Raw genomic sequence first — 21,020 nt, forward strand, 5'->3', positions numbered from 1 at the left:
GCGCGGGAAATCACTTTCCGAGGGTCTGGTTCATGTGCGGCATCATCGGCGTCACCGGCGTCGGTCCGGCGGTTCCCCGTCTGATCGACAGCCTGAAGCGGCTGGAATATCGGGGCTATGACTCCGCCGGGGTGGCCGCCCTGGTCGACGGACGGATCGAGCGGCGCCGGGCCAAGGGCAAGATCCGCGAATTGGAAGCCGTGCTCGCGGCCGAGCCTCTGGAGGCCACGGTCGGCATCGGCCATACCCGCTGGGCCACCCACGGCGCGCCCACCACCGAGAACGCCCATCCGCACAAGGCGGGGCGGGTGACCCTTGTGCACAACGGCATCATCGAGAATTTCGCCGAGCTGAAGGCCGAGCTGGCGGCCGAGGGCCACGTCTTCGAGAGCCAGACCGACACCGAGGTGGTGGCCCATCTGCTGGACCGCGAACTGTCGCGGGCCAACGATCCGCTGGTCGCCTTCAAGACCGTTCTGGACCGGCTGACCGGGGCCTACGCCCTGGCCGTGCTGGTCGAGGGCGAGGAGGGGCTGATCATGGGCGCGCGGCGCGGCAGTCCGCTGGTGGTCGGCTGGGGCGAGGGCGAGATGTATCTCGGCTCGGACGCCCTGGCGGTCGGCCCCTTCACGACCCAGATCTCCTATCTGGAAGAGGGCGACTATGTCGGCATCGACCGGTCCGGCGCGCGGATGTTCGACGTCGACGGCAAGGCCGTCGACCGGCCGATCGTGCAGGTCTCGGCTTCCTCGGCCCTGGTCGAGAAGGGCGAGTACCGGCACTTCATGGAAAAGGAGATCCATGAGCAGCCGGACAGCGTCCAGCACACCCTGTCGGAATACCTCGACTTCGTGAACGCGAAGGCCAAGGCGGGTCCCACCGATTTCACCGCCATTGACCGCATCCAGATCGTCGCCTGCGGCACCGCCTTCTACGCCGGCCAGATCGGCCGCTACGCCTTCGAGAAGCTGGCCGGCCTGCCGTGCGACGTCGAGATCGCCTCGGAGTTCCGCTACCGCCAGCCGGCGCTGACGCCGGGGACCCTGGCGGTGGCGGTCAGCCAGTCGGGCGAGACGGCGGACACCCTGGCCAGCCTGGCCTGGTGCAAGGCCGCCGGACTGAAGACCGCGGCCCTCGTCAATGTGCATTCCTCGTCGATGGCCCGTGAGGCCGAGGTGCTGTGGCCGACCCACGCCGGACCCGAGATCGGCGTCGCCTCGACCAAGGCCTTCACCGCCCAGGTCGCGGCCCTGCTGGCGCTGGCGGTGGCGGCCGGCGTGCAGCGCGGCAAGATCGACGCGGCGAAGGAGGCCGAACTGGTCAAGGCGCTGTTCGAGGCCCCGCGCCTGATCGCCGAGGCCATGCTGATGGAAGACGACCTGAAAGCCGTCGCCCACGACGTGGCCAAGGCTACCGACGTGCTGTTCCTCGGCCGCGGGGCGATGTTCCCGCTGGCCATGGAGGGGGCGCTGAAGCTGAAGGAGATCAGCTATATCCACGCCGAGGGCTATGCCGCCGGCGAGCTCAAGCACGGGCCGATCGCCCTGGTCGACGAGCTGACCCCGATCGTGGCCCTGGCCCCGATGGACGAGGTGTTCGAGAAGACGGCGTCGAACCTGCAGGAGGTGGCGGCGCGCGGCGGGCCGGTGATCATGATCGCCCCGAGGTCGGCGCCCGATCCGCACGGCGCCGGCATCCGCCGCGTCGACGCGCCCGAATGCCACTCGCTGATCGCGCCGCTGGTCTACGCCGTGCCCGTGCAGCTGCTGGCCTACTATGTGGCGGTGCAGAAGGGCACGGACGTCGATCAACCGCGGAACCTGGCCAAGTCGGTGACGGTGGAGTGATCGCGCGACGCCGCTTATGCGTTAGGCTGTCCGCCTTCCCCTTTCAGGATCCCGCATGACCGACCAAACCCGCCGCCTTCGCAAGGCCGTCCTGCCCGTCGCCGGCCTCGGCACCCGGGTGCTGCCCGGCACCAAGACCACGCCCAAGGAACTGCTGAACGTCGTCGACCGGCCGATCCTGAGCTATATCGTCGAAGAGGCGCGCGAGGCGGGGATCGAGCACATCGTCTTCGTCACCGGTCGGTCCAAGGGGGCGATCGAGGACTATTTCGATCACCAGATCGAGCTTGAGGCCCAGCTGCTGGCCAAGGGCAAGACCGACATCCTCGACATGATGAACGCGGAGCTGGCCAGCGCCGGCGAGATGAGCTTCACCCGCCAGATGCAGCCGCTGGGCCTGGGCCATGCTGTGTGGTGCGCCCGCGATATCATCGGCGACGAGCCGTTCGCCGTGCTGTTGCCGGACGTGATCGTGGACTCCCAGCCGGGGGCGCTGAAGCAGCTGGCCGACGTCTACGCCGAGGTCGGCGGCAATGTCATTGGCGTCGAGGCCGTGCCCGAGAGCGAGACCCACAAATACGGCATCGTCGATCCGGTGAACCGGGACGGCCGGCACATCCGCATGAAGGGGATGGTCGAGAAGCCGCCGCGCGGCGAGGCTCCGTCCAACCTGTCGATCTCGGGCCGCTACATCCTGCAGCCGGAAATCTTCGGCATTCTCGAGACCCAGCCGCGCGGAGCCGGCGGGGAGATCCAGCTGACCGACGGCATGGCCCGGCTGATGAAGGATCAGAGCTTCACGGCCGTGGAGTACGAAGGGGTCACCCACGACTGCGGCGACAAGATCGGACTCCTCAGGGCCAATGTGGCGCTGGCGCTGAAGCGACCCGACCTGGGCGAGCAGGCCCGCGCGGCCCTGGCCGCGCTTCTTTAGACAAGTCCGGCGCGCAAGCGCGCCGGGGGCGCGGCGATCGCGGCTCTGCTCTGATCCGTCAGCCGCCGACGCGCGGCGACGGCTGGCCGGTGATCTTGCAGACGTTGTCGAGCTGGGGACGGCCGCTTTGCGTGCCCGTGGGCGACAGGATGCCGCCGCGGGCCTCGCACTCGGCCGTCAGCCGCTCCATTTCGGTCTGGTAGTGGCCCGGGCCCATGGCGGAGGCGCAGGCCGACAGCGTCAGGGCGAGGGCGGCGGGGGCGGCGAAAGGCACGATACGCATGGCGTTTCTCCCGGTGGTGTCACGACATTGTAGAGCTTGAGCGGCGATTCCGTTCAACCGCCTCGATCAGGCGGGCGAGATCGGCGGGCGTGGACAGGCGGTGGTCGCCGCCCTCGATCAGGTCCAGCGACACGTCGCCGCCGGTCAGGCGCTCGATCAGCAGGCTCTGGCGCCGCCACGGCACCACGTCGTCGGCCCGACCCTGCAGGATATGCACCGGGGCCGCGACCGGCAGAGGGCCGCGCAGCACCAGCCAGTCGCGGGCCTCCTCGAACATGCGCCGCGTCAGAACGTATTCGCCGAGCCCTTCCTCGACGACGAGGGTCTCGCCCTCGCGCAGGATCGCCTGACGCTCGTGGTCGGCGAGGCCCGGCCACATCAGGTCCTCGGTGAAGTCGGGCGCCGGGTTGACCAGCACCATCCCGGCCAGCCTGTCGGGCCGCGCCCGGGCCAGCAGCAGGGCGACCCAGCCGCCCATCGACGAACCGACCGGAACGACCGGGCCGTCGAGGCTGTCGATCAGGGCCACGGCGTCCTCGCGCCAGCGTCCGATGGTGGCCTTGCGCCAATCACCCGAGGACCGGCCGTGGGCGAAATGGTCGTAGCGGACGTAGTTCCAGCCGCCTTCCCGGGCCGCCGCCTCCAGCGCCAGCGCCTTGGTCCCCTCCATGTCGGAGCGAAAGCCGCCGATCCAGACGACCGTCGGGCCCGCGCCCCGGACCCGCTTCAGGGCAAGGAACTCGCCGTCCGGGCGGTCAAGGCGTTCCACGTCGTCCATCGGCGTCCCTCTCGCGAAATCGTTCGCGGACTGATAGCGAACCCGGACAAGCGAAGCGAAGGCCAATCCGCGTGTCCGAACCCAGGGTCCTTTTCGTCACCTCCAACCGCATCGGCGACTGCGTCATCTCCTCGGGCGTGATCCGGGAGATCGGCCGCCAGCTGCCCGGAGCGCGGATCACCGTCGCCTGCGGCCGGCCGCCAGCCCCCCTGTTCCGCGCCGCGCCGGGGGTCGAACGGGTCATCATTCTCGACAAGAAAAAATTCGCCGGCCACTGGGTCGCGCTGTGGAAGCAGGTCGTCGGGACCCGCTGGGACATGGTCATCGATATCCGCGGCTCGGCCCTGTCCTACCTGATCCCGGCGAAGCGCCGGGTGGTCTACAACCGCTCGTGGGAGACGGGGGTGCGCAAGGTCGAGATGGTGTCGCGGCTGATGGGGGCGGCGGGTGCGCTGGATCCCGAACTATTCCTCGACGACCACGCCCGGCGCGAGGCGGCGGCGGTGATCGACCCGCAGCTGTCCGCGGCCCCGGGGCCGATCCTCGCGCTCGCCCCGATCGCGCACCAGCCCGGCAAGAGCTGGCCGGCGGACCGGTGGGGGGCGCTGGTCGAACGGCTGAGGGCCGAGCCGCGCTTCGCCGGCTGGCGCTTCATGCTGGTCGGCGGTCCGGGCGACCATCCGCCGGCCGCTCCCGCGCTGGCGGCGGCGGGCGAGCGGGGCGTCGACTTCGTCGGCAAGGGCGACATCCTCGCCTCGGCCGCGGCGATCGACCGGGCGGCGCTGTTCGTTGGCAACGATTCCGGGCTGATGCACGTCGCCGCCGCGGCCGGGCGGCCGACGCTGGGCCTGTTCGGCCCGACGGAATGGTGGCTCTACGGTCCGTGGGGGCCGAAGACCCGCACGGTCGCCTCCAACGAGACCCGCGGCGAGTTCGCGCCCATCGAGGCGCTGACCGTGGACCACGTGTTCGAGGCCGTGCTGGGTCTGCACGACGCCTTCATCAGCGCCCCGGCCGCCGGGAAACCTTGAAGAGACGGGCGTTCGCGGTCATATAGGGCCGCCTGAGGGGAACGCCGCGATCCGCCGCGCGCTCACTCCCGTCCGGTCCGCCTCTTCGTCCACTTAAAGGAAACGACGCCCATTCGCCGTCCTATGAACCAGCCGCCCGTCAAGGACGGGCCGCCCATGAACCAAGATATCCGCGCGCCGCGCGTTCTGCTCATTGATCAGAACGGCGAGAAGCAGGGCGTCATGCCCACCTCCGCCGCGCTGGAAGCCGCCGAAGAGGCCGGCATGGATCTGGTTCAGATCGTTTCCACCTCCGAACCGCCAGTCTGCAAGATTCTGGACTACGGCAAATTCCGCTTCCAGGAGCAGAAGAAGAAGGCCGAGGCGCGCAAGCGTCAGAAGGTCGTCGAGCTGAAGGAAATCAAGCTCCGGCCCAACATCGACGTGCACGACTACGAAGTGAAGTCGCGGGCCATGCACCGGTTCTTCGAGGAGGGCGACAAGGTCAAGGTGACCCTGCGCTTCCGCGGCCGCGAGATGGCTCACCCCGAGCTGGGCATGAAGCTGCTCAACAAGGTCCAGGCCGACTTCGACGAGATCGCCAAGGTCGAATACGCCCCGCGTATGGAAGGCCGCCAGATGATCATGATCCTCGCGCCCAAATAGGTCGCTGATCGGGTCTGGAATTCGAACGCCCCGGCCCGCCAGGCCGGGGCGTTTTTCATTGCCGGTCCGTCCGGCCCTTGCGCGTCGCCGCCGGGTGACCGACAGATCGGCCTTCGTTCCTCCCGGACCTCGCCGTGACCCTGACGCCCGCCGCCCCCCAGCCCTCGCGATCCGCCCTGGCCGTGCTGTTCGGCGTCGTCTTCATCAATCTGGTGGGCTTCGGCATCGTCATTCCGCTGCTGCCCTTCTACGGCCAGACGCTGGATGCGCCGCCGTGGCAGGTGGCGCTGATGTTCTCGGCCTATTCGCTGGGACAGTTCGTGGCGGAGCCGTTCTGGGGCCGGCTGTCGGACCGGATCGGCCGCAAGCCGGTGCTGTTGATCACCATCCTGGCCAATGCGGCCGGTTATCTGGCCCTCGCCTTCGTGCCCAACATCTGGATCGCGATCGCGGTCAGGCTGTTCACGGGTCTGGGCGCCGGCAACATCTCGACGGTCCAGGGCTATGTCGCCGATGTGACGCCGCCCGAACTGCGCGCGGGGCGGATGGGGCTGATCGGCGCGGCCTTCGGACTCGGCTTCATCTTCGGTCCCGGTCTGGGCGGGCTGCTGACCCGGCCGGACCTCGGCGCCCTGGGCTACCAGCTGCCGATCTTCGTCGCGGCGGGCCTGTGCCTGCTCGCGGCCCTCGGAGTCGTCGTCCTCCTGAAGGAAAGCCGGGCCCCCGCTGATCCGGCTGCGCCGCGCCCGCCCTTCCTCGGCGGCGTGCAGGACGCCGTGGCCAATCCGGTGGTGTCGCGGGTGCTGCTCGTCACCCTGATTTACATGGCGGGCTTTTCGGGCATGGAATCGACCTTCGGCTTCTGGACCGAGGCCCGCTACGGCTGGGGCCCGCGCGAGGTCGGGCTGTGCTTCATGGCGGTCGGCGTGGTCTCGGTGATCTGCCAGGGATTCCTGGCCGGCCGTCTGGCCCGGCGCTTTGGCGAGGCGCGGGTGCTGGCGGTCGGTTGCCTGATTTTCGGAGCCGGTCTGGTGGGGCAGGTCGCGGCCAGCCGGCTGTTGCCGGACGCCGACTTCCTCGTGCCGGTGATCATGGCGCTCGGCGCCTTCGGCATGGCCGTCACCATGCCCAACATCTCGGCCCTGATCTCGCGCTCGGTCGATCCGGACCGTCAGGGCGCCATGTTGGGGCTGAACATGGCCGCCAGTTCGTCGGCGAGGATCTTCGGACCGATGGCGGCCGGCGCCATCTTCTCGGGGATCGGCCACGACTGGCCCTTCCTGATCGGCGCGGTCCTTACCGTTCCGGCCGCGGTGATGGCCGTCAATGCCGGGCGGGCCTTCCGGATCCGTCAGGCCGCTGCAGCTCCGCAGCCGGCCGAGTAGCCGGATTTTCGCCTTTGACGCTTGGCTCCCCCCGACGCCCCCCTTAAGGTTGCGTCTTCAACAGCGGGGGCTGCGTGTGACCATTCGACATTTCTTCCTCGGCCTGGCGGCCGCGATGATCGGCCTGTCAGCAGGGACGGGACAGGCTCTGGCCCAGGCGCCCCAACCGACGCCGGTAGAGGCCTATGCCGCGCTGCCCGCGGTCAGCAGCGTGGCTGTCTCGGATGACGGGACAGAGCTGGCCTATCTCAGTCGTCGAGGTGAGGTCGCCCAGGTGGTGGTCCAGGCCCGAACCGGGGAGGTGCTGGTCACGATCGATGTCAGCGACCGGCGTCCCAATCGGGTCTTCTGGGTGTCGAAAGACCATGTGGCGATCGAGTCGCTGGTCCTGAACTCCCATCTCTTCATCAGCACGAGTCATTTCCCGCAGCTGGACATCGTCAATGTTCGCACCCGCGGCGTGGCCCGGGTGCTGAGATCCGCCGACAAGGGCGTGATCAATGCGGTATTCGATCATTGGCGGGGGGACTATCGGGGGGAACCGACCCTCTATGTGCAGGCCATCACCAGCGAGGGCTACGCCTATACGCAGGACGTCTATCGTGTTGACCTGAACTCCGGCCGGGGGCGCCGGATCGCCACGGGGCTGGAAGACACGGCGGGCTATCTGGTGCGTCCGAACGGCGACATCGCGGCGCGCATCGCCCTGTCAAAAGACAGTGCCCGGACCCGATTGACGGCGCCGGCTGGCGGTGGGGGCTGGCGCACCGTGTTCGAACAGACGGCGGACCTCGATGGCCCTGGCATCTGGGGCTTCGCCGAAGATCCGGACAAGGTGATCGTCTCGACGCTGGAGGGAACGGATATTTACCTGACCGAAGTGTCGCTCTCGACCGGCGAGGTCGGCGAACGGCGCCAGCAGGAAGAACTCTCGGCGGGTCCGCTTTACGACCGGAATCAGAGGCTGGTCGGCATGGGCGTGGTCGGCGACGATGGGACCTACACCTTCTACGAGCCGAAGCTGGAGCAGGCATGGACGACCCTCGTGCAGGGTCTGCCTGGCAAGCGGCTTCGGCTGGGGTCGTTCAGCTCGGACTACCAGACAGTGGTGGTGCGCAGCGAAGGGGACACCGACGCGGGCACCTTCTATCTCTACGACGCCGCCGCGCGCTCGGTATCCGTGGTCGGCCGCGCCTACCCCGACGTCGGCCCTGAAGGCATCGCCTCGGTGTCGATGCTCACCTACACGGCTGCAGACGGCATGGAGCTCTATGGCTATCTGACCCTGCCGCGCGGACGCGCCGCGAGCGACCTGCCGCTGGTTCTGTTGCCGCACGGCGGGCCAGCGTCGAGGGATTATGCCCAGTTCGACTGGTGGGCCCAGGCGCTGGCCTCACGCGGATATGCGGTGTTTCAGCCTCAGTTCCGCGGCTCCGACGGTTTCGGAGAGGCTTACCTGCAGGCGGGCTACGGCGAGTGGGGCCGAAAGATGCAGACCGATCTCACCGACGGGATCGACCATCTGGCCGGGCTCGGGATCATTGATCCTGCGCGGGTCTGCGTGGTCGGGGCGAGCTATGGCGGGTACGCCGCGCTCGCCGGGGTGGCGATGCAGCCCGAAGCCTACCGCTGTGCGGTGTCGGTGGCCGGCGTCGCTGACCTGCGCCAGATGCTGCGCTCGGAAGCCCGCGCCGTAGGGTTCGGCAACCAGTCGCGAAATCCGGTCATCCGATATTGGAACCGGTTCATGGACGGCGCCGGCTACAATGACGCCTCGCTCGATGAGCGTTCGCCGGCCCAGCTGGTCAGCCAGATCAAGGCTCCGGTCCTGCTGCTGCACGGGCGGGACGACACCGTCGTTCCCTACGAACAGAGCGAGATCATGTCCGAGGCCATGCGTCGCGCGGGCAACGAGGTCGAAATGATTCCGCTGCAAGGCGAGGACCACTGGCTGTCCTTCCCCGACACCCGCCGGCGGATGCTGACCGAGACGATCGAATTTCTCGAGGCGCACAACCCGCCTCGCTGAGGGTTCTCTTGCTATCGGGGCCCGCTTCGACTAGAAGCCGCGCCTTCGCGTACCGAACCGCCGGGCGAACAGGCATGCCTGGGCGGTTCTTAATCAGGGTCACCATCCCCGAGGGCTCACGTCGCCCGGAGGGCGGCAGCCCGCTCAAAACGAGAGTGAAAATGCCCAAACTGAAGACGAAGTCGGGCGCCAAGAAGCGCTTCAAATTCACGGCGACTGGCAAGGTGAAGGCCGGCGTGGCGGGCAAGCGGCACCGCTTGATCAGCCACAACAGCAAATACATCCGCCAGAACCGCGGCACCTCGGTCATGGCCGACGCCGACGCCAAGAAGATCAAGTCCTACATGCCGTACGCCTGATCGGCGCGCGCAGACCTGACCTGATCTCCACACTGAATTTGAAAGGATAGCGACATGGCTCGCGTCAAACGGGGCGTAGTTTCCCACGCCAAGCACAAGAAGGTTCTGAAGCAGGCCAAAGGCTTCTACGGCCGCCGCAAGAACACCATCCGCACCGCCAAGGCCGCGGTCGACCGCGCCGGGCAGTACGCCTACCGCGACCGCCGCACCAAGAAGCGCAACTTCCGCGCCCTGTGGATCCAGCGCATCAACGCCGCCGCGCGTCTGGAAGGCTTCACCTATTCGCAGTTCATCCACGGCCTCGGCCAGGCCGGCATCGAGCTGGACCGCAAGGTTCTGGCCGCCATGGCCGCCGACGAGGGCGCCTTCAAGGCCATCGCCGACAAGGTCCGGGACGCGCTGAAGGCCGCCTGATCGCGGCTTTGACGACTGTTTCGAAACGCCCGCTCCGGTCCGCCGGGGCGGGCGTTTTCGTTTCCGGGGCAACCGCCGGCGGCCCGGCTCGTTGAGGAAGCGTCGCCATAATCCGGCGTCCGCCCCACTTCAGGAGTCCGCCATGTCCGTCGCCAAGGTCACCGAGATCACCGCCTCGTCGTCCGTCAGTTTCGAAGACGCGCTGAAACAGGGCATCGCCCGCGCCGACAAGACCCTGAAGAACGTCGAGGGCGCCTGGGTCCAGGAGCAGAAGGTCATCGTCAAGGGCGGCGAGATCGTCGAATACCGGGTCAATATGAAGGTGACCTTCGTCCTCAACGACTGAGCCGGGCCGGACAGGATCGGTCCGGCGCGAGGGCGGGGTGACGAAACAGCTGCATCCCGCTAGACGACTGCGACCATGACCGACTTGAACCAGCTCGAACTCGACCTGATCAACGCCATCGGCGGCGCGGAGACCGCAGCCGCAGTCGAGGAGCTGCGGGTGGCGGCCCTCGGAAAGTCCGGCTCGATCTCCGGCCTGCTCAAGGGCATGGGGGCGATGAGCCCCGACGAGCGACGCGAACGCGGGCCGATGATCAACGGGTTGCGCGACCGCGTGCAGGCGGCGCTGGCGGCTCGCAAGGCCGAGCTGGAGGCCGCCGAGCTGGATGCCCGGCTGAAGGCCGAACATGTCGACCTGACCCTGCCGTCGCGACCGCGTCGGACCGGCGCCGTCCACCCGACCATGCAGGTGATGGACGAGATGATCGCCGTCTTCGCCGACATGGGCTTCGCGGTGGCCGAGGGGCCGGACATTGAGGACGATTTCCACAACTTCACCGCCCTGAACTTCCCGCCCAAGCATCCGGCGCGGGAGACCCACGACACCTTCTTCCTCAAGCCCGATCCGGAGACCGGCGAGCGCAAGGTGCTGCGCACCCACACCAGCCCGGTGCAGGTGCGCACGATGATGAGCCAAAAGCCGCCGATCCGGATCATCGCGCCGGGCCGGACCTTCCGGAAGGACAGCGACGCGACCCACACGCCCATGTTCCACCAGGTCGAGGGGCTGGTGATCGACAAGGGCATCCACATGGGTCACCTGAAGTGGACGCTGGAGACCTTCGTGGCCCGCTTCTTCGAGGTGGACGACGTCGACGCCCGCTTCCGCCCCCACCACTTCCCGTTCACCGAGCCCTCGGCCGAGATGGACATCCGCTGCGACCGCTCGGGCGGCGAGCTGAAGCTGAACCAGGGCGACAGCTGGATGGAGATCCTCGGCTGCGGCATGGTCCATCCGAACGTGCTCCGGAACTGCGGCGTCGATCCGGACGAATACCAGGGCTTCGCCTTCGGCATGGGCGTCGATCGCCTGGCCATGCTGAAGTACGGCATCCCCGACCTCCGCCCGATGTTCGAGGCCGACACCCGGTGGCTGGCCCACTACGGCTTCTCGGCCTTCGCCGCCCCCAACTCCGCCTCTGGACTGAGCTGATCCCCATGACCGACCAACCCCACGCCATGTCCGCCGAGGAGGCCGCCGGCCGCGCCCTCGTGGCCCGCACCGCCTTCGACAAGGAGGCCGTCTGGCTGCCTTCGCTCGCGGTCCAGCACTGGAACGCGGGCGAGATGTTCATCGATGGCAAGACCTTCACCGACTGCGTGCTCGAGGGACCGGCGGTGGTGGCGGTGATGAACGGCACCGTCTTCGAGAGCTGCGCCATGGGCACGACCTCGGACGTCCGCAGCCTGCTCTACCGGCCCGTCAGCCAGACCAAAATGGCCGGGGTGATCGGCATGTCCAACTGCCGTTTCGTGCGTTGCCGCTTCGTCCAGGTCGGCTTCACCGGCTCGGACGATCTGATCGAGCAGCTGGCCACGGGCGTCAAACCGATGTCGGAACTCGGCGAGGAGCCGTCGGCGTGAAATTCACCCTCTCCTGGCTGAAGGAGCATCTCGAGACTGACGCGGAGGTCGCGGACGTGGCGGAGGCCATGACCATGGCCGGCCTCGAGGTCGAGGAGGTGCATGATCCGATCGCCGCCCTGGCTCCTTTCACCGTGGCCCGGATCGTTTCGGCCGCCCGGCACCCCAACGCCGACCGGCTGCAGGTCTGCCAGGTCGACACCGTCGATGGCATGAAGGAGATCGTCTGCGGCGCGCCCAACGCCCGCGCCGGCCTGACCACCATCTACGCCCCGATCGGCGCCTGGGTGCCCGGCCTCGGCGTGACCCTGGTCGAGAAGCCGGTGCGCGGCGTGGTCTCGCACGGCATGCTGTGCTCGGCCGCCGAGCTGGAGCTGGCCGGCGACAGCGACGGCATTCTCGAACTGGCTGACGATCTGGCCGTCGGGACCCCGGCCGCCGGCGTGTTCGGGGCCGAGCCCGTGATCGATTTCGAGGTCACCCCGAACCGCGCCGACTGGCTGGGCGTGGCCGGTATCGCCCGCGACCTCGCCGCCGCCAGCCTCGGCCAGCTCCGCACGCCGTCCGTGACCCCCGTGCCGGGCGCCTTCCCCTCGCCCGTGACGGTGCGGATCGATGCGCCGGAGATGTGTCCGGTGTTTGCGGGGCGGATGATTCGGGGCGTGAAGAACGGTCCGTCGCCGGCCTGGCTGCAGCACCGGCTGACGGCCATCGGCCTCAGGCCCATCAACCGGCTGGTCGATGTCACCAACCTGATCGCCTACGACCGCTGCCGGCCCCTGCACGTCTATGACATGGCCAGGCTGGTGGGCCCGGAGATCGTCGTGCGGGGCGGCCAGCTGTCCGGAGGGGCCGAGGGCATCGCCGCCGGCACGCCGGAGCATCTGATCGCCCTCGACGGCAAGACCTACGCCGTGGACCCGTCGATGTGCGTCATCGCCGACGCGGCCGGCGAGCGGCCGATCGGCCTCGGCGGGGTCATGGGCGGCGAGTCGACCGGCTGTTCCGACGAGACTGTTGACGTGTTCGTCGAGAGCGCCTGGTTCGATCCGCTGGTCACGGCCCAGACCGGCCGGACCCTGACCCTCAACTCCGACGCCCAGTACCGGTTCGCGCGCGGCGTCGACCCGGCCTTCGTGGTCCCGGGTCTGGAGCTGGCGACGAAACTGATCCTCGATCTGTGCGGCGGCGAGCCGTCGGAGATCGTGGTTGCGGGACGGGCGCCGGCCAATCCGGCCGCCTTCACCTTCGATCCCGCGCGCGTCGGGGCCCTGACCGGTCTGTCGCTGGACGACGACCGCATCGCCGAAATCTTGACCCGGCTCGGCTTTGAGATCGTGCGCGGAAGCCCGTGGACCGTGACCCCGCCGTCATGGCGGCGCGATGTCGAGGGTCCGGCCGATCTGGTGGAGGAGGTGGCCCGCATCGAGGGCTACGGCGAGCTGCCGTCGACCCCGCTGCCGGATCTCGGCGCTCCGTCGAAAGGCGTGCTCAATGCGCGTCAGGCTCGCGTGCGGCTGGCGCGCCGCGCCCTGGCGGCCATGGGCTATGCCGAGGCCGTCACCTGGTCCTTCACCAAACAGTCGACGGCGGCCCTGTTCGGCGGCGGTGACGACCGGCTGGTGGTCGAGAATCCGATCGCGGCCGACCTCGACTGCATGCGGCCCTCGGCCCTGCCCAATCTGATCCAGGCGGCGGCGCGCAACGCCGACCGCGGCCACCCCGACGCGGCCCTGTTCGAGATCGGCCCGATCTATCTGGATGACACTCCGACGGGCCAGCGCACCGTCATCGCCGGTCTGGTCGCGCCGAGATCCGCCCGGCATTGGGGCGGCGGGGCCGAGGACGCCCTGTTCGCGCTGAAGGGCGATCTGATGGCCCTGCTGGACGCGCTGGGCGCGCCGACGGCCTCGCTGCAACTGGTCCAGGGTCAGAACCGCGACTGGTGGCACCCGGGCCGTTCGGCCCGGCTGCAACTCGGTCCGAAGAACGTCATGGCCGAGTTCGGGGCCCTGCACCCGCGCGTGCTCAAGGCGCTGGACGCGGACGCGCCGATGCTGGCCTTCGAGATCGTGCTCGACGCCGTGCCGGAGCCTCGCGGCAAGACGAGCAAGGCGCGCGGTCCTGCGGTGCTGGCGCCGTTGATGCCCCTGACCCGTGACTTCGCCTTCGTGATGGAGGAGGGCCGGGCGACCGGCGACCTCGTCCGCGCCGTCGCCGGGGCCGACAAGGCCCTGATCGCCGAGGTCCGGGTGTTCGACGTCTATCGCGGCGCCGGCGTGGCTGAGGGCATGAAGTCGGTGGCGCTGGAAGTTGTCATCCAGCCGCGCGAGGCGACACTGACCGAGGCCGAGATCGAGGCCTTGTCGGCAAAGGTCGTGGCGGCGGCGGCGAAGGCGGACGCGGTGCTTCGCCGCTGAGGCTTCAGCCGCCCGCCTGCGGTTTCCGCGACCGGGCGGGCGGCCGCGACTGGTTCAGGGCGACGGCGGCGCGGATCAGCGCCTTGAACGCCGCCTCGTCGATCGTTTCGCCTTCATGGATGTCGATGGCCCGCCGGGTGGAGCCTTCGAGGCTGGCGTTGAACAGACCGGCGGGGTCCTCCAGCGCGGCGCCCCTGGCGAAGGTCAGCTTGACGGCCGCCTTGTAGGTCTCGCCGGTGGTCAGGATGCCGGCGTGCGACCACACTGGCGTGCCGCCCCATTTCACCTCCTCGACCACCTCGGGATCGGCCTCGTGGATCAGGCTCCGGAGCCGGGCCAGGGTGCGGCCCCGCCAGTCGTCCAGCGCTGCGATCCGGGCGTCGATCAGGGCGGGGGCTTCGCCTTGCGCGGGCGCTGCGCCATTCCTGCTGTTGGTCATGGCCATTGCCTCTCGTGTCTACATTCGTTCGCCGGGCAGGGCGCTGGCCTGCCGGACCCAGTCGCCCAGCTGCGTCTCGTCGATCGCTTCGTCCTGGTGGATGTGGAAATAGCGCACATCCTTCTGCTTCGAGCCGACCGGGGGCAGGGGGTCCAGCGACGCGCCGCGGAAGAAGGCGACTTTCACATAGTCGTTGAAACAGTGGAGGCTGAGGAACCAGACCCCGTCCTCGACCCCGTACATCGGCGAGTTCCATTTGACCGCCTTGCGGACGCCGGGGACGGTGCGTTCGACGATCGAGTCGACCCGGCGGCCGACCTCGCCCTTCCAGCCCGGCGCGGCGGCGATCCACGCCTGCACCGGGGCGTCGCCATAGCCCTTGGGGATCTGCGGATTGCCGCCCGGGAGCAGCGTCGGCTTCGCGCCCTTGGCCATCGCCTAGGCCTTCCCGCCCCCGCGCGGCTTCCGGACGTACGGCAGCGCGAACATGTACAGCCCCGAGACCGTCATCAGGGCCAGCGGCAACAGCGGCAGGAAATAGACCCACTCCGCCGGCTCACGGCCCAGGCCGAGGGTGGTGAAGATGCTCGCGACAATCACCGTGAAGACGATCGACAGCCAGCGGTGACCCTGACGGATCCATGCGTTCCAGTTCATTGAGTGCTCCTTTCGAACCGGGCCGGCGGTCAGCGGTCCGCCTGCGCCAGCGTCTGCTCCAGGTTTTCGAAGAACTGCCGCCAGCCGGCCCCGGCCCCGCCGAAGGCCTGCCTCTGGTCGGCCCGGAAGCCCGCCTGCTCCATGCGCAGATGCGTCCCCGTTTCAGTCGGAGTCAGGGTGAAGGTCACGACGCTGTTCAGGGCATAGGCCGGATCGTCGTGGGCGTGGTTCCAGCTGTAGGCCAGCGTCCGGTTCGGCTCGAGGGCCAGCACCTCGCAGTCCAGGACGCCGCCCCAGTCACCGCGCAGGTTGAAGCGGTGGCCGACCTCGGGCCGGAAGTCGTTCTTCATCAGCCACGCCTCGATCAGATGCGGCTGGGTCAGGGCGCGCCACAGCCTGTCCGGCGGGAAGGGGAATTCCCGCTCGACGACGACGGTGCGGGTTCCGGTCGCGGCGTCGGTCATTGGTCCATCCTTTTCATCAGATCCTCGAGGTCGTCGAATTTCGCTTCCCAGAAGCCGGCCATCCGGCTGGTCCAGTCGATCAGGGGGGCGAGGGCCCCGGGGCGGGCGCTGTAGTGGGTCAGACGGCCCTCAGGGCGGTCACGCACCAGCCCCGCCTGCTTCAGCAGTCCGAGGTGTTTCGACACCGCCGGCTGCGAGATTCCGGCCCCGGCGGTCAGGGCCCCGACGGTCTGCTCGCCCTCGCGGCACAGGCGTTCGAAGATCGCCCGCCGGGTGGGATCGGCGAGTGTTCTGAACAACGTTTCGTGGGCGTCCGTCATGGCGATAGATAACTCGATGGCTATGAGTTGACGTATAACCACTCGGATATGCGTGAGTCAAACGGGCGGTTCTGGTCGCGTGGCGTCCGCCCTTCGCCGGACCGGCAAGGTTCCGTTAACCTCGTCGCCGCAAGGCTGACGCAAAGACCGGTGACGGTGTGATCCAGCGCCCGCGCGAGTCGGGCGGACCGTCCGCGCCTGTTGGAGCCATCGCCATGCACCGCCGCCAGCTGATCCTTTCCGGTCTCGCCGCCACCGCCGGGGCCTCGGGCCTCGCCGCCTGCGCCACCAATCCGCCGGCGGATCCCAACTACCCGATCCGCTCGGATCAGCAGGCGCCCGCCTATACCGCCGACGAACTGATCGCCGCCGGCTCGCGCGAGCTGGGCATCGCCGCCGAGGCGATCGGCGCGGCTATCGAGCGCATCTTCGCCGATCAGGGCGATCGCCCGACCGCCTACATCGCCGGCGAAGAGGGTTCGGGCGCGGCCGGCGTGGGTCTGCGCTACGGCCGGGGCGCCCTGCACATGAAGGACCTGTCGGCCTCGCAGGAGGTGTTCTGGCAGGGCATTTCGATCGGGTGGGACGTCGGCGGCAACGCCAGCCGGGTCTTCACCCTCGTCTACGGCCTCTATCACCCGGACATGCTCTACCGCCGCTACCCGGGGGTCGAGGGCTCGGCCTATCTGGTCGGCGGCGTGGGCGTGAACTACCAGCGCGCAGACGGCATCGTGCTGGCCCCGATCCGCACCGGCGTCGGCCTGCGCCTCGGCGCCAACGTCGGCACCATGGCCTACAGCCGCCAGCGCAACCTGCTGCCGTTCTAGTAAGGGCGCTACCGCTCGCCGCGCGGCGGCTCGCTGCCTGAGCGCGCGGGCGACTCCGCGCCGAGCATCGCCTCCAGCCCCTCGCGCCAGGTCGGGTAGCGCGGCCGCCAGCCCAGCTCGGCCTTGGCGCGGGCGTTCGAGAGCCGCTTGGAGTCGCGATAGAAGCGCCGCATCGCCTCCGACACCGACGGGTCGTCGAGGTCGATCTCGGGCGGATGCGGCAGGCCCAGCCGGTCGGCCGCCCCCTCCATGACCACATCGGCGGGGGCGGGTTCGTCGTCGCACAGGGTGTAGGCCGCACCCGGCCGGGGGCGCGCGATGGAGGCGAACAGACCGGCGACGGCGTCGTCGACATGGATACGGTTGAACACCTGGCCGGGCTTGCGCACGATCCGGGCCGTGCCGTCGCGCAGCCGATCCAGCGGCGAGCGACCCGGACCATAAAGGGCCGGCAGGCGGAATATCTGCACCGTCAGCCCCATGCCCTGACCGGCGTCCAGCCAGTCGCGCTCGGCCCGCACGCGCCGCGCGCCTTCCAGCGAGGCGGCGTTGAGGGGATCATCCTCGAAGGACCAGCCGCCGCCCCGGTCGCCATAGACCGCGGTCGAGGAGACGTAGCCGATCCAGTCGGGAAAGGCGCCGGTGCGGGTCACGGCCGGGATGAGCCGCTTCAGTCCGGGGCAGCCGTCGCACTCGGGCGGGGCGGTGATCAGAATGGCCCCGGCCCCGGCGACGGCTCGGTCCAGCGCGGCGGCGTCGGCCGGGTCGATGGGTTCGAAGCCGGCGGCCGTCAGCGCAGCTCGCCGGGCCGGGTCCCGGCTGGTCAGGACCGCGCGGCCGCCGCGCCGCACGGCCTCGCGCGCCGCCGCCTGTCCGAGCCAGCCGCCGCCGAAAACCAGCAGCGTCGAGGGGGCGGCGTCGGGCTTCATGGGTTTGCGATCAGGCGGAACGGACGTGAGCGGGCGACGGGGTCGGCGCCACGACGACGGCCTCGTCCTTCAGGGCCTCGGCCCGCTTGCTGTTCCAGCTGGAGACGCAGGGAATCTTGGTCAGGTCGGCGCGGGCGGCGTAGCGGCGGGCGATTTCGCTGACGTCCTGCATCAGTCCCTCGGCCAGGGTGATCGGCTTCAACCCCAGTTCGCGGAACTGGTCGTTGGCCACCACCAGCTCGTTCTCGTCGGCTTCCAGACGCGGATTGGGGACGTTGTGGATCTCGGCCCCGGTCATGTCGGCGATCAGAACGGCGAGATCGCGCACCCGGCGGCTCTCCGTCATCTGGTTCAGGATCTTGACCCGCTCGCCCGACTTCGGCGGGTTCTTCAGCGCCAATTCGACACAGCGCACCGTGTCCTGGATGTGGATGAAGGCCCGCGTCTGGCCGCCGGTGCCGTGCACCGTCAGCGGATAGCCGACCGCCGCCTGCATAAGGAAGCGGTTCAGCACCGTGCCGTAGTCGCCGTCATAGTCGAAGCGGTTGATCAGCCGCTCGTCCTGGCGGGTCTCCTCGGTCTGGGCTCCCCAGACGATGCCCTGGTGCAGGTCGGTGATCCGCAGGCCGTCGTTCCGGGCGTAGAATTGGAACAGCAGGGCGTCCTGGGTCTTGGTCATGTGATAGATCGAGCCCGGGTTCGGCGGGAACAGGATTTCTTGCTCGGCCGGGCCGAAATCGGTGTCGACCGTGACTTTCAGATAGCCCTCCGGGATGCGCAGTCCCGCGGTCGTGTAGCCGTACACCCCCATCGTCCCCAGATGCGCCAGATGCACATCCAGCCCGCTTTCCACGATCGCGGCGAGCAGGTGGTTGGTGGCGTTCAGATTGTTGTCGACCGTGTACAACTTGTGCCGCGCCGACTTCATCGAATACGGCGCCGCGCGCTGCTCGGCGAAGTGGACGACGCTGTCCGGCCTCCACTCCTTGATCAGGGCTACGAGGCGGTCGAACTCCTTGCCGACCGTCATGTTGACGAACTCGATAGTCTTTCCCGAGACTTCTTTCCACGCGGCGATGCGCTCGCCCATGGTCCGGATCGGCGTCAGCGACTGGACTTCCAGCTCGTTGTCGATGTTGCGCCGGCTCAGGTTGTCGATGACCAGAACGTCCCAGCCTCTCGCCGACAGGTGCAGGGCCGTCGGCCAGCCGCAGAATCCGTCGCCGCCCAGAACCAGTACGCGCATCCGTTCGTCCCTCGTGTGATCCGCCCCCTGCCTAGCCGATGGCGGCGGCGGGTCAAAGCTTGAGCTTTGAACGCGCGAAACCGCCGGCCGGGCTCAGGCCCGTGGGCGAGCGCGCCATTCGTCCCGGCTCTGGCCCCAGCGGTCGACCCGGACGGCGTCGAACGGCGGCGGCAGCTTCGTCGGGCCGAGGTTGCGCGAGCCCAGCCGTTCGGCCAGCCGCTGCGACGGCGTATTGTCCGGGTCGATACAGTGGATGACGTCAGTCCAGCCAAAGGCGTCGAAGGCGTAGTCGATGGCGGCGGTCGCCGCCTCGACGCCGTAGCCCTTGCCCTGGGCGTCCGGATGCAGGCCCCAGCCGACCTCGGTCCCCGGCCAGCCCAGCGGCGTCCACGGCCCGATGCGGCCCAGCCACAGACCCGTCTCACGCTCGACCAGCGAGAACATGGCCACGCCGGTCAGGCTCCAGGCCCCCGCCATGGTCATGAAGCCGCGCCACGCGGCCTCGGCCGGTTGCGGCCCGCCGATGAATCTCGCGGCCTCGGGGTCGGCCATCATCTCCGCCCAACGGGGAAAGTCCTCCATCGCCTGCGGGCGCAGGGTCAGGCGGGCCGTCTCGATCACCGGTCCGGTCACAGCGGATACTCCTGTTCGAGCTGATAGTGGCTGCCATTCTGGGTCAGCACGCTGGACCACAGGCCGAAACGATCGATGCGGATCGGCGGAGAATGCAGCAGGTTATGACCCGCGATCCAGGCCCCTATCCGGTCCGGATTGGTCTGGGGTTTGAGGTAGGCCAACGTCACATGCGGACGGTACTCGCGGCGCTCCATCACCACTCCGGCCCGCTCTCCGGCGGCGCGACAGCGGCCCGCCAGCACGGACAGCCGCTCATTGGGTTCGACCCCGGCCCACAGGGTGTGGGTGCGATGGGCGTCGCCGAAGGCTCCCACGCCGCGCAGCGTGATCTCGAACGGCCCGCCGGAGGCGGCGCGGTTGAGCTCGGCCGCCAGGTCGTCGGCGCGCCGCTCCTCGATGTCGCCATAGAAGGCCAGGGTCACATGCAACTGGTCGCGCGTCCGCCACTTCGCCCCGGGCAGGCCGGACTGGCGACGTTCGAGGGTGTCGGCCACGTCATCGGGAATCGGCAGGGCGGTGAACAGCCGGATCATGCGACCGTTCGTAGCGGGTGAAACCCGAGCGCCCAAGTCCGGTTTTCCTTGCGTGAAGGGGAAGCGACCCCGATATTTGACCGGACAGCCGGGATCATCCCGGCGCACAAGGAGATCGAACTCGCGATGAGCGACTTCAACAACGGCTACGCCCGGCCGCTTCCGCAATCCGCCGACATGTCGGTGGACGCGGGCCTGCGCAGCTTCATGCTGGGCGTCTACAACAAGGTGGCGCTGGGCCTGCTGGTGTCGGCGGTCCTCGCCTATGTCACCGGCTCGGTGCCCGCGGTGCGCGACCTGCTCTTCGCGACCCAGGTCTTTCCCGACGGCGTCACCCGTCTGACCGGCTACACCATGCTGGGCATGATCGTGGCCTTCTCGCCGCTGGTCATCCTGCTGGGTTCGAACTTCGTCATGAAGAACCCGACCTCCAGCGGCGCGAGCATGCTCTACTGGCTGATCGTGGCCCTGATCGGGGCTTCGATGGGCACCGTGGTGCTGCTCTACACGGGCGCCTCTGTGGTCCAGACCTTCCTGATCACCGCCGCCGCCTTCGGCGCGCTGAGCCTGTTCGGCTACACGACCAAGAAGGACCTGACGGGCATCGGCAGCTTCCTGATCATGGGCGTGATCGGCCTGATCATCGCCTCGGTGGTCAACATGTTCCTGCAAAGCGGGATGATGCAGCTGATCATCAGCGCCGCCGGCGTGCTGATCTTCGCCGGCCTGACCGCCTATGACACCCAGCGGCTGAAGATGACCTACTACGCCCTGGGCGGAAACCAGACCGCCATGAGCGTGGCCACCAGCTATGGCGCGCTGAGCCTGTACATCAACTTCATCAACATGTTCCAGTTTCTGCTGATGCTGTTCGGCGGTCGTCGCTGATCGATCGGCCCGGTTGAAACAGAAGGC

25 protein-coding genes are annotated in these 21,020 nt (G+C 68.7%); 14 read left to right on the forward strand and 11 right to left on the reverse strand.

Features of this window, described 5'->3' with window-relative positions; translation table 11 throughout:
• Positions 1-32 precede the first annotated feature (32 nt).
• The gene (gene glmS / locus V6M45_RS07915; protein ID WP_332655276.1) at positions 33-1,847 is read left to right on the forward strand and encodes a glutamine--fructose-6-phosphate transaminase (isomerizing); all 1,815 of its coding nucleotides are present in this window, start codon (positions 33-35) and stop codon (positions 1,845-1,847) included.
• A gap of 55 nt (positions 1,848-1,902) precedes the next feature.
• Positions 1,903-2,781: a UTP--glucose-1-phosphate uridylyltransferase GalU gene (gene galU / locus V6M45_RS07920; protein ID WP_332655278.1), complete on the forward strand. Its 879-nt coding sequence runs from the start codon at positions 1,903-1,905 to the stop codon at positions 2,779-2,781.
• A 58-nt stretch (positions 2,782-2,839) separates the two neighbouring features.
• Here galU and V6M45_RS07925 read toward each other — a convergent pair whose 3' ends face one another.
• The gene (locus V6M45_RS07925; RefSeq protein ID WP_332655280.1) at positions 2,840-3,064 is read right to left on the reverse strand and encodes a hypothetical protein; all 225 of its coding nucleotides are present in this window, start codon (positions 3,062-3,064) and stop codon (positions 2,840-2,842) included.
• A gap of 19 nt (positions 3,065-3,083) precedes the next feature.
• Positions 3,084-3,842: an alpha/beta fold hydrolase gene (locus tag V6M45_RS07930; RefSeq protein ID WP_332655282.1), complete on the reverse strand. Its 759-nt coding sequence runs from the start codon at positions 3,840-3,842 to the stop codon at positions 3,084-3,086.
• Positions 3,843-3,913: 71 nt separating this feature from the next.
• Between V6M45_RS07930 and V6M45_RS07935 the strand changes: the two genes are divergently transcribed.
• The 10 genes from V6M45_RS07935 to pheT all read left to right on the forward strand — a co-directional run bounded on the left by V6M45_RS07935 (position 3,914) and on the right by pheT (position 14,054).
• Positions 3,914-4,873 carry a glycosyltransferase family 9 protein gene (locus V6M45_RS07935; protein ID WP_332655284.1) on the forward strand — a complete coding sequence of 320 codons (960 nt, stop codon included), beginning with the start codon at positions 3,914-3,916 and terminating at the stop codon, positions 4,871-4,873.
• Positions 4,874-4,996: 123 nt separating this feature from the next.
• A complete protein-coding gene (gene infC / locus V6M45_RS07940) occupies positions 4,997-5,518 on the forward strand; it encodes a translation initiation factor IF-3 (protein WP_332655285.1) in 522 nt (173 codons plus the stop codon).
• Positions 5,519-5,652: 134 nt separating this feature from the next.
• Entirely contained in the window at positions 5,653-6,903 is a 1,251-nt protein-coding gene (locus V6M45_RS07945) for an MFS transporter (RefSeq protein ID WP_332655287.1), read from the forward strand.
• 76 nt (positions 6,904-6,979) lie between these two features.
• Positions 6,980-8,932, forward strand: coding sequence for an alpha/beta hydrolase family protein (locus V6M45_RS07950; protein WP_332655289.1), 1,953 nt, complete (start codon positions 6,980-6,982; stop codon positions 8,930-8,932).
• A 161-nt stretch (positions 8,933-9,093) separates the two neighbouring features.
• Positions 9,094-9,291 (forward strand): 50S ribosomal protein L35, encoded by a 198-nt coding sequence (gene rpmI, locus V6M45_RS07955; protein ID WP_003166435.1) that lies wholly within the window; start codon positions 9,094-9,096, stop codon positions 9,289-9,291.
• A 54-nt stretch (positions 9,292-9,345) separates the two neighbouring features.
• Complete coding sequence (gene rplT, locus V6M45_RS07960; RefSeq protein WP_332655291.1) at positions 9,346-9,705, forward strand: 50S ribosomal protein L20; 360 nt, start codon at positions 9,346-9,348, stop codon at positions 9,703-9,705.
• A gap of 142 nt (positions 9,706-9,847) precedes the next feature.
• Positions 9,848-10,051, forward strand: a complete 204-nt coding sequence (locus V6M45_RS07965; protein ID WP_332655294.1) for a dodecin family protein — start codon at positions 9,848-9,850, stop codon at positions 10,049-10,051.
• A 75-nt stretch (positions 10,052-10,126) separates the two neighbouring features.
• Positions 10,127-11,203, forward strand: coding sequence for a phenylalanine--tRNA ligase subunit alpha (gene pheS, locus V6M45_RS07970; RefSeq protein ID WP_332655296.1), 1,077 nt, complete (start codon positions 10,127-10,129; stop codon positions 11,201-11,203).
• 5 nt (positions 11,204-11,208) lie between these two features.
• Complete coding sequence (locus V6M45_RS07975; protein ID WP_332655298.1) at positions 11,209-11,634, forward strand: hypothetical protein; 426 nt, start codon at positions 11,209-11,211, stop codon at positions 11,632-11,634.
• Positions 11,631-14,054, forward strand: coding sequence for a phenylalanine--tRNA ligase subunit beta (pheT, locus tag V6M45_RS07980; RefSeq protein ID WP_332655300.1), 2,424 nt, complete (start codon positions 11,631-11,633; stop codon positions 14,052-14,054). The genes V6M45_RS07975 and pheT overlap by 4 nt, the downstream gene beginning before the upstream one ends.
• 4 nt (positions 14,055-14,058) lie before the next feature.
• Here pheT and V6M45_RS07985 read toward each other — a convergent pair whose 3' ends face one another.
• From V6M45_RS07985 to V6M45_RS08005, 5 genes are read right to left on the reverse strand one after another with little or no spacing between them, the layout of a single operon-like run.
• A complete protein-coding gene (locus V6M45_RS07985; protein ID WP_332655302.1) occupies positions 14,059-14,493 on the reverse strand; it encodes a DUF1801 domain-containing protein in 435 nt (144 codons plus the stop codon).
• Between the two features lie 18 nt (positions 14,494-14,511).
• Positions 14,512-14,928, reverse strand: coding sequence for a DUF1801 domain-containing protein (locus V6M45_RS07990; RefSeq protein WP_332655304.1), 417 nt, complete (start codon positions 14,926-14,928; stop codon positions 14,512-14,514).
• A gap of 3 nt (positions 14,929-14,931) precedes the next feature.
• On the reverse strand, positions 14,932-15,150 hold the full coding sequence (locus V6M45_RS07995) for a hypothetical protein (protein ID WP_332655306.1): 219 nt from the start codon (positions 15,148-15,150) through the stop codon (positions 14,932-14,934).
• Positions 15,151-15,179: 29 nt separating this feature from the next.
• Positions 15,180-15,614, reverse strand: coding sequence for an SRPBCC family protein (locus tag V6M45_RS08000; protein WP_332655308.1), 435 nt, complete (start codon positions 15,612-15,614; stop codon positions 15,180-15,182).
• Positions 15,611-15,934, reverse strand: coding sequence for an ArsR/SmtB family transcription factor (locus V6M45_RS08005; protein ID WP_332655310.1), 324 nt, complete (start codon positions 15,932-15,934; stop codon positions 15,611-15,613). Before V6M45_RS08005 ends, V6M45_RS08000 begins: the two co-directional genes overlap by 4 nt.
• Positions 15,935-16,149: 215 nt before the next feature.
• Here V6M45_RS08005 and V6M45_RS08010 point away from each other — a divergent pair, with 215 nt between their 5' ends.
• Positions 16,150-16,761 carry a DUF1134 domain-containing protein gene (locus tag V6M45_RS08010; RefSeq protein WP_332655312.1) on the forward strand — a complete coding sequence of 204 codons (612 nt, stop codon included), beginning with the start codon at positions 16,150-16,152 and terminating at the stop codon, positions 16,759-16,761.
• A gap of 8 nt (positions 16,762-16,769) precedes the next feature.
• On the opposite strand, the gene V6M45_RS08015 is transcribed toward V6M45_RS08010, so the two are convergent.
• The 4 genes from V6M45_RS08015 to thpR form a co-directional block, all read right to left on the reverse strand.
• Positions 16,770-17,690, reverse strand: a complete 921-nt coding sequence (locus V6M45_RS08015; RefSeq protein WP_332655314.1) for an SDR family NAD(P)-dependent oxidoreductase — start codon at positions 17,688-17,690, stop codon at positions 16,770-16,772.
• Between the two features lie 10 nt (positions 17,691-17,700).
• Positions 17,701-18,936, reverse strand: a complete 1,236-nt coding sequence (locus V6M45_RS08020) for an NAD-dependent epimerase/dehydratase family protein (protein ID WP_332655316.1) — start codon at positions 18,934-18,936, stop codon at positions 17,701-17,703.
• Positions 18,937-19,029: 93 nt separating this feature from the next.
• Positions 19,030-19,569, reverse strand: coding sequence for a GNAT family N-acetyltransferase (locus tag V6M45_RS08025; RefSeq protein WP_332655318.1), 540 nt, complete (start codon positions 19,567-19,569; stop codon positions 19,030-19,032).
• Positions 19,566-20,105: an RNA 2',3'-cyclic phosphodiesterase gene (gene thpR / locus V6M45_RS08030; protein WP_332655320.1), complete on the reverse strand. Its 540-nt coding sequence runs from the start codon at positions 20,103-20,105 to the stop codon at positions 19,566-19,568. The genes V6M45_RS08025 and thpR overlap by 4 nt, the downstream gene beginning before the upstream one ends.
• Before the next feature lie 126 nt (positions 20,106-20,231).
• Between thpR and V6M45_RS08035 the strand changes: the two genes are divergently transcribed.
• Entirely contained in the window at positions 20,232-20,993 is a 762-nt protein-coding gene (locus V6M45_RS08035; RefSeq protein ID WP_332655321.1) for a Bax inhibitor-1/YccA family protein, read from the forward strand.
• Positions 20,994-21,020 lie beyond the last annotated feature (27 nt).

It is taken from the genome of Brevundimonas sp., assembly GCF_036676055.1.
Lineage (GTDB): Bacteria > Pseudomonadota > Alphaproteobacteria > Caulobacterales > Caulobacteraceae > Brevundimonas.

Bases quoted from the DNA above. Each gene is read 5' to 3' on its own strand.
- glmS (WP_332655276.1), top strand. From the start codon at position 33: ATGTGCGGCATCATCGGCGTCACCGGCGTCGGTCCGGCGGTTCCCCGT.
- galU (WP_332655278.1), top strand. From the start codon at position 1,903: ATGACCGACCAAACCCGCCGCCTTCGCAAGGCCGTCCTGCCCGTCGCC.
- V6M45_RS07925 (WP_332655280.1), bottom strand. From the start codon at position 3,064: ATGCGTATCGTGCCTTTCGCCGCCCCCGCCGCCCTCGCCCTGACGCTG.
- V6M45_RS07930 (WP_332655282.1), bottom strand. From the start codon at position 3,842: ATGGACGACGTGGAACGCCTTGACCGCCCGGACGGCGAGTTCCTTGCC.
- infC (WP_332655285.1), top strand. From the start codon at position 4,997: ATGAACCAGCCGCCCGTCAAGGACGGGCCGCCCATGAACCAAGATATC.
- rpmI (WP_003166435.1), top strand. From the start codon at position 9,094: ATGCCCAAACTGAAGACGAAGTCGGGCGCCAAGAAGCGCTTCAAATTC.
- rplT (WP_332655291.1), top strand. From the start codon at position 9,346: ATGGCTCGCGTCAAACGGGGCGTAGTTTCCCACGCCAAGCACAAGAAG.
- V6M45_RS07965 (WP_332655294.1), top strand. From the start codon at position 9,848: ATGTCCGTCGCCAAGGTCACCGAGATCACCGCCTCGTCGTCCGTCAGT.
- pheS (WP_332655296.1), top strand. From the start codon at position 10,127: ATGACCGACTTGAACCAGCTCGAACTCGACCTGATCAACGCCATCGGC.
- V6M45_RS07975 (WP_332655298.1), top strand. From the start codon at position 11,209: ATGACCGACCAACCCCACGCCATGTCCGCCGAGGAGGCCGCCGGCCGC.
- V6M45_RS07985 (WP_332655302.1), bottom strand. From the start codon at position 14,493: ATGACCAACAGCAGGAATGGCGCAGCGCCCGCGCAAGGCGAAGCCCCC.
- V6M45_RS07990 (WP_332655304.1), bottom strand. From the start codon at position 14,928: ATGGCCAAGGGCGCGAAGCCGACGCTGCTCCCGGGCGGCAATCCGCAG.
- V6M45_RS07995 (WP_332655306.1), bottom strand. From the start codon at position 15,150: ATGAACTGGAACGCATGGATCCGTCAGGGTCACCGCTGGCTGTCGATC.
- V6M45_RS08000 (WP_332655308.1), bottom strand. From the start codon at position 15,614: ATGACCGACGCCGCGACCGGAACCCGCACCGTCGTCGTCGAGCGGGAA.
- V6M45_RS08005 (WP_332655310.1), bottom strand. From the start codon at position 15,934: ATGACGGACGCCCACGAAACGTTGTTCAGAACACTCGCCGATCCCACC.
- V6M45_RS08010 (WP_332655312.1), top strand. From the start codon at position 16,150: ATGCACCGCCGCCAGCTGATCCTTTCCGGTCTCGCCGCCACCGCCGGG.
- V6M45_RS08015 (WP_332655314.1), bottom strand. From the start codon at position 17,690: ATGAAGCCCGACGCCGCCCCCTCGACGCTGCTGGTTTTCGGCGGCGGC.
- V6M45_RS08020 (WP_332655316.1), bottom strand. From the start codon at position 18,936: ATGCGCGTACTGGTTCTGGGCGGCGACGGATTCTGCGGCTGGCCGACG.
- thpR (WP_332655320.1), bottom strand. From the start codon at position 20,105: ATGATCCGGCTGTTCACCGCCCTGCCGATTCCCGATGACGTGGCCGAC.
- V6M45_RS08035 (WP_332655321.1), top strand. From the start codon at position 20,232: ATGAGCGACTTCAACAACGGCTACGCCCGGCCGCTTCCGCAATCCGCC.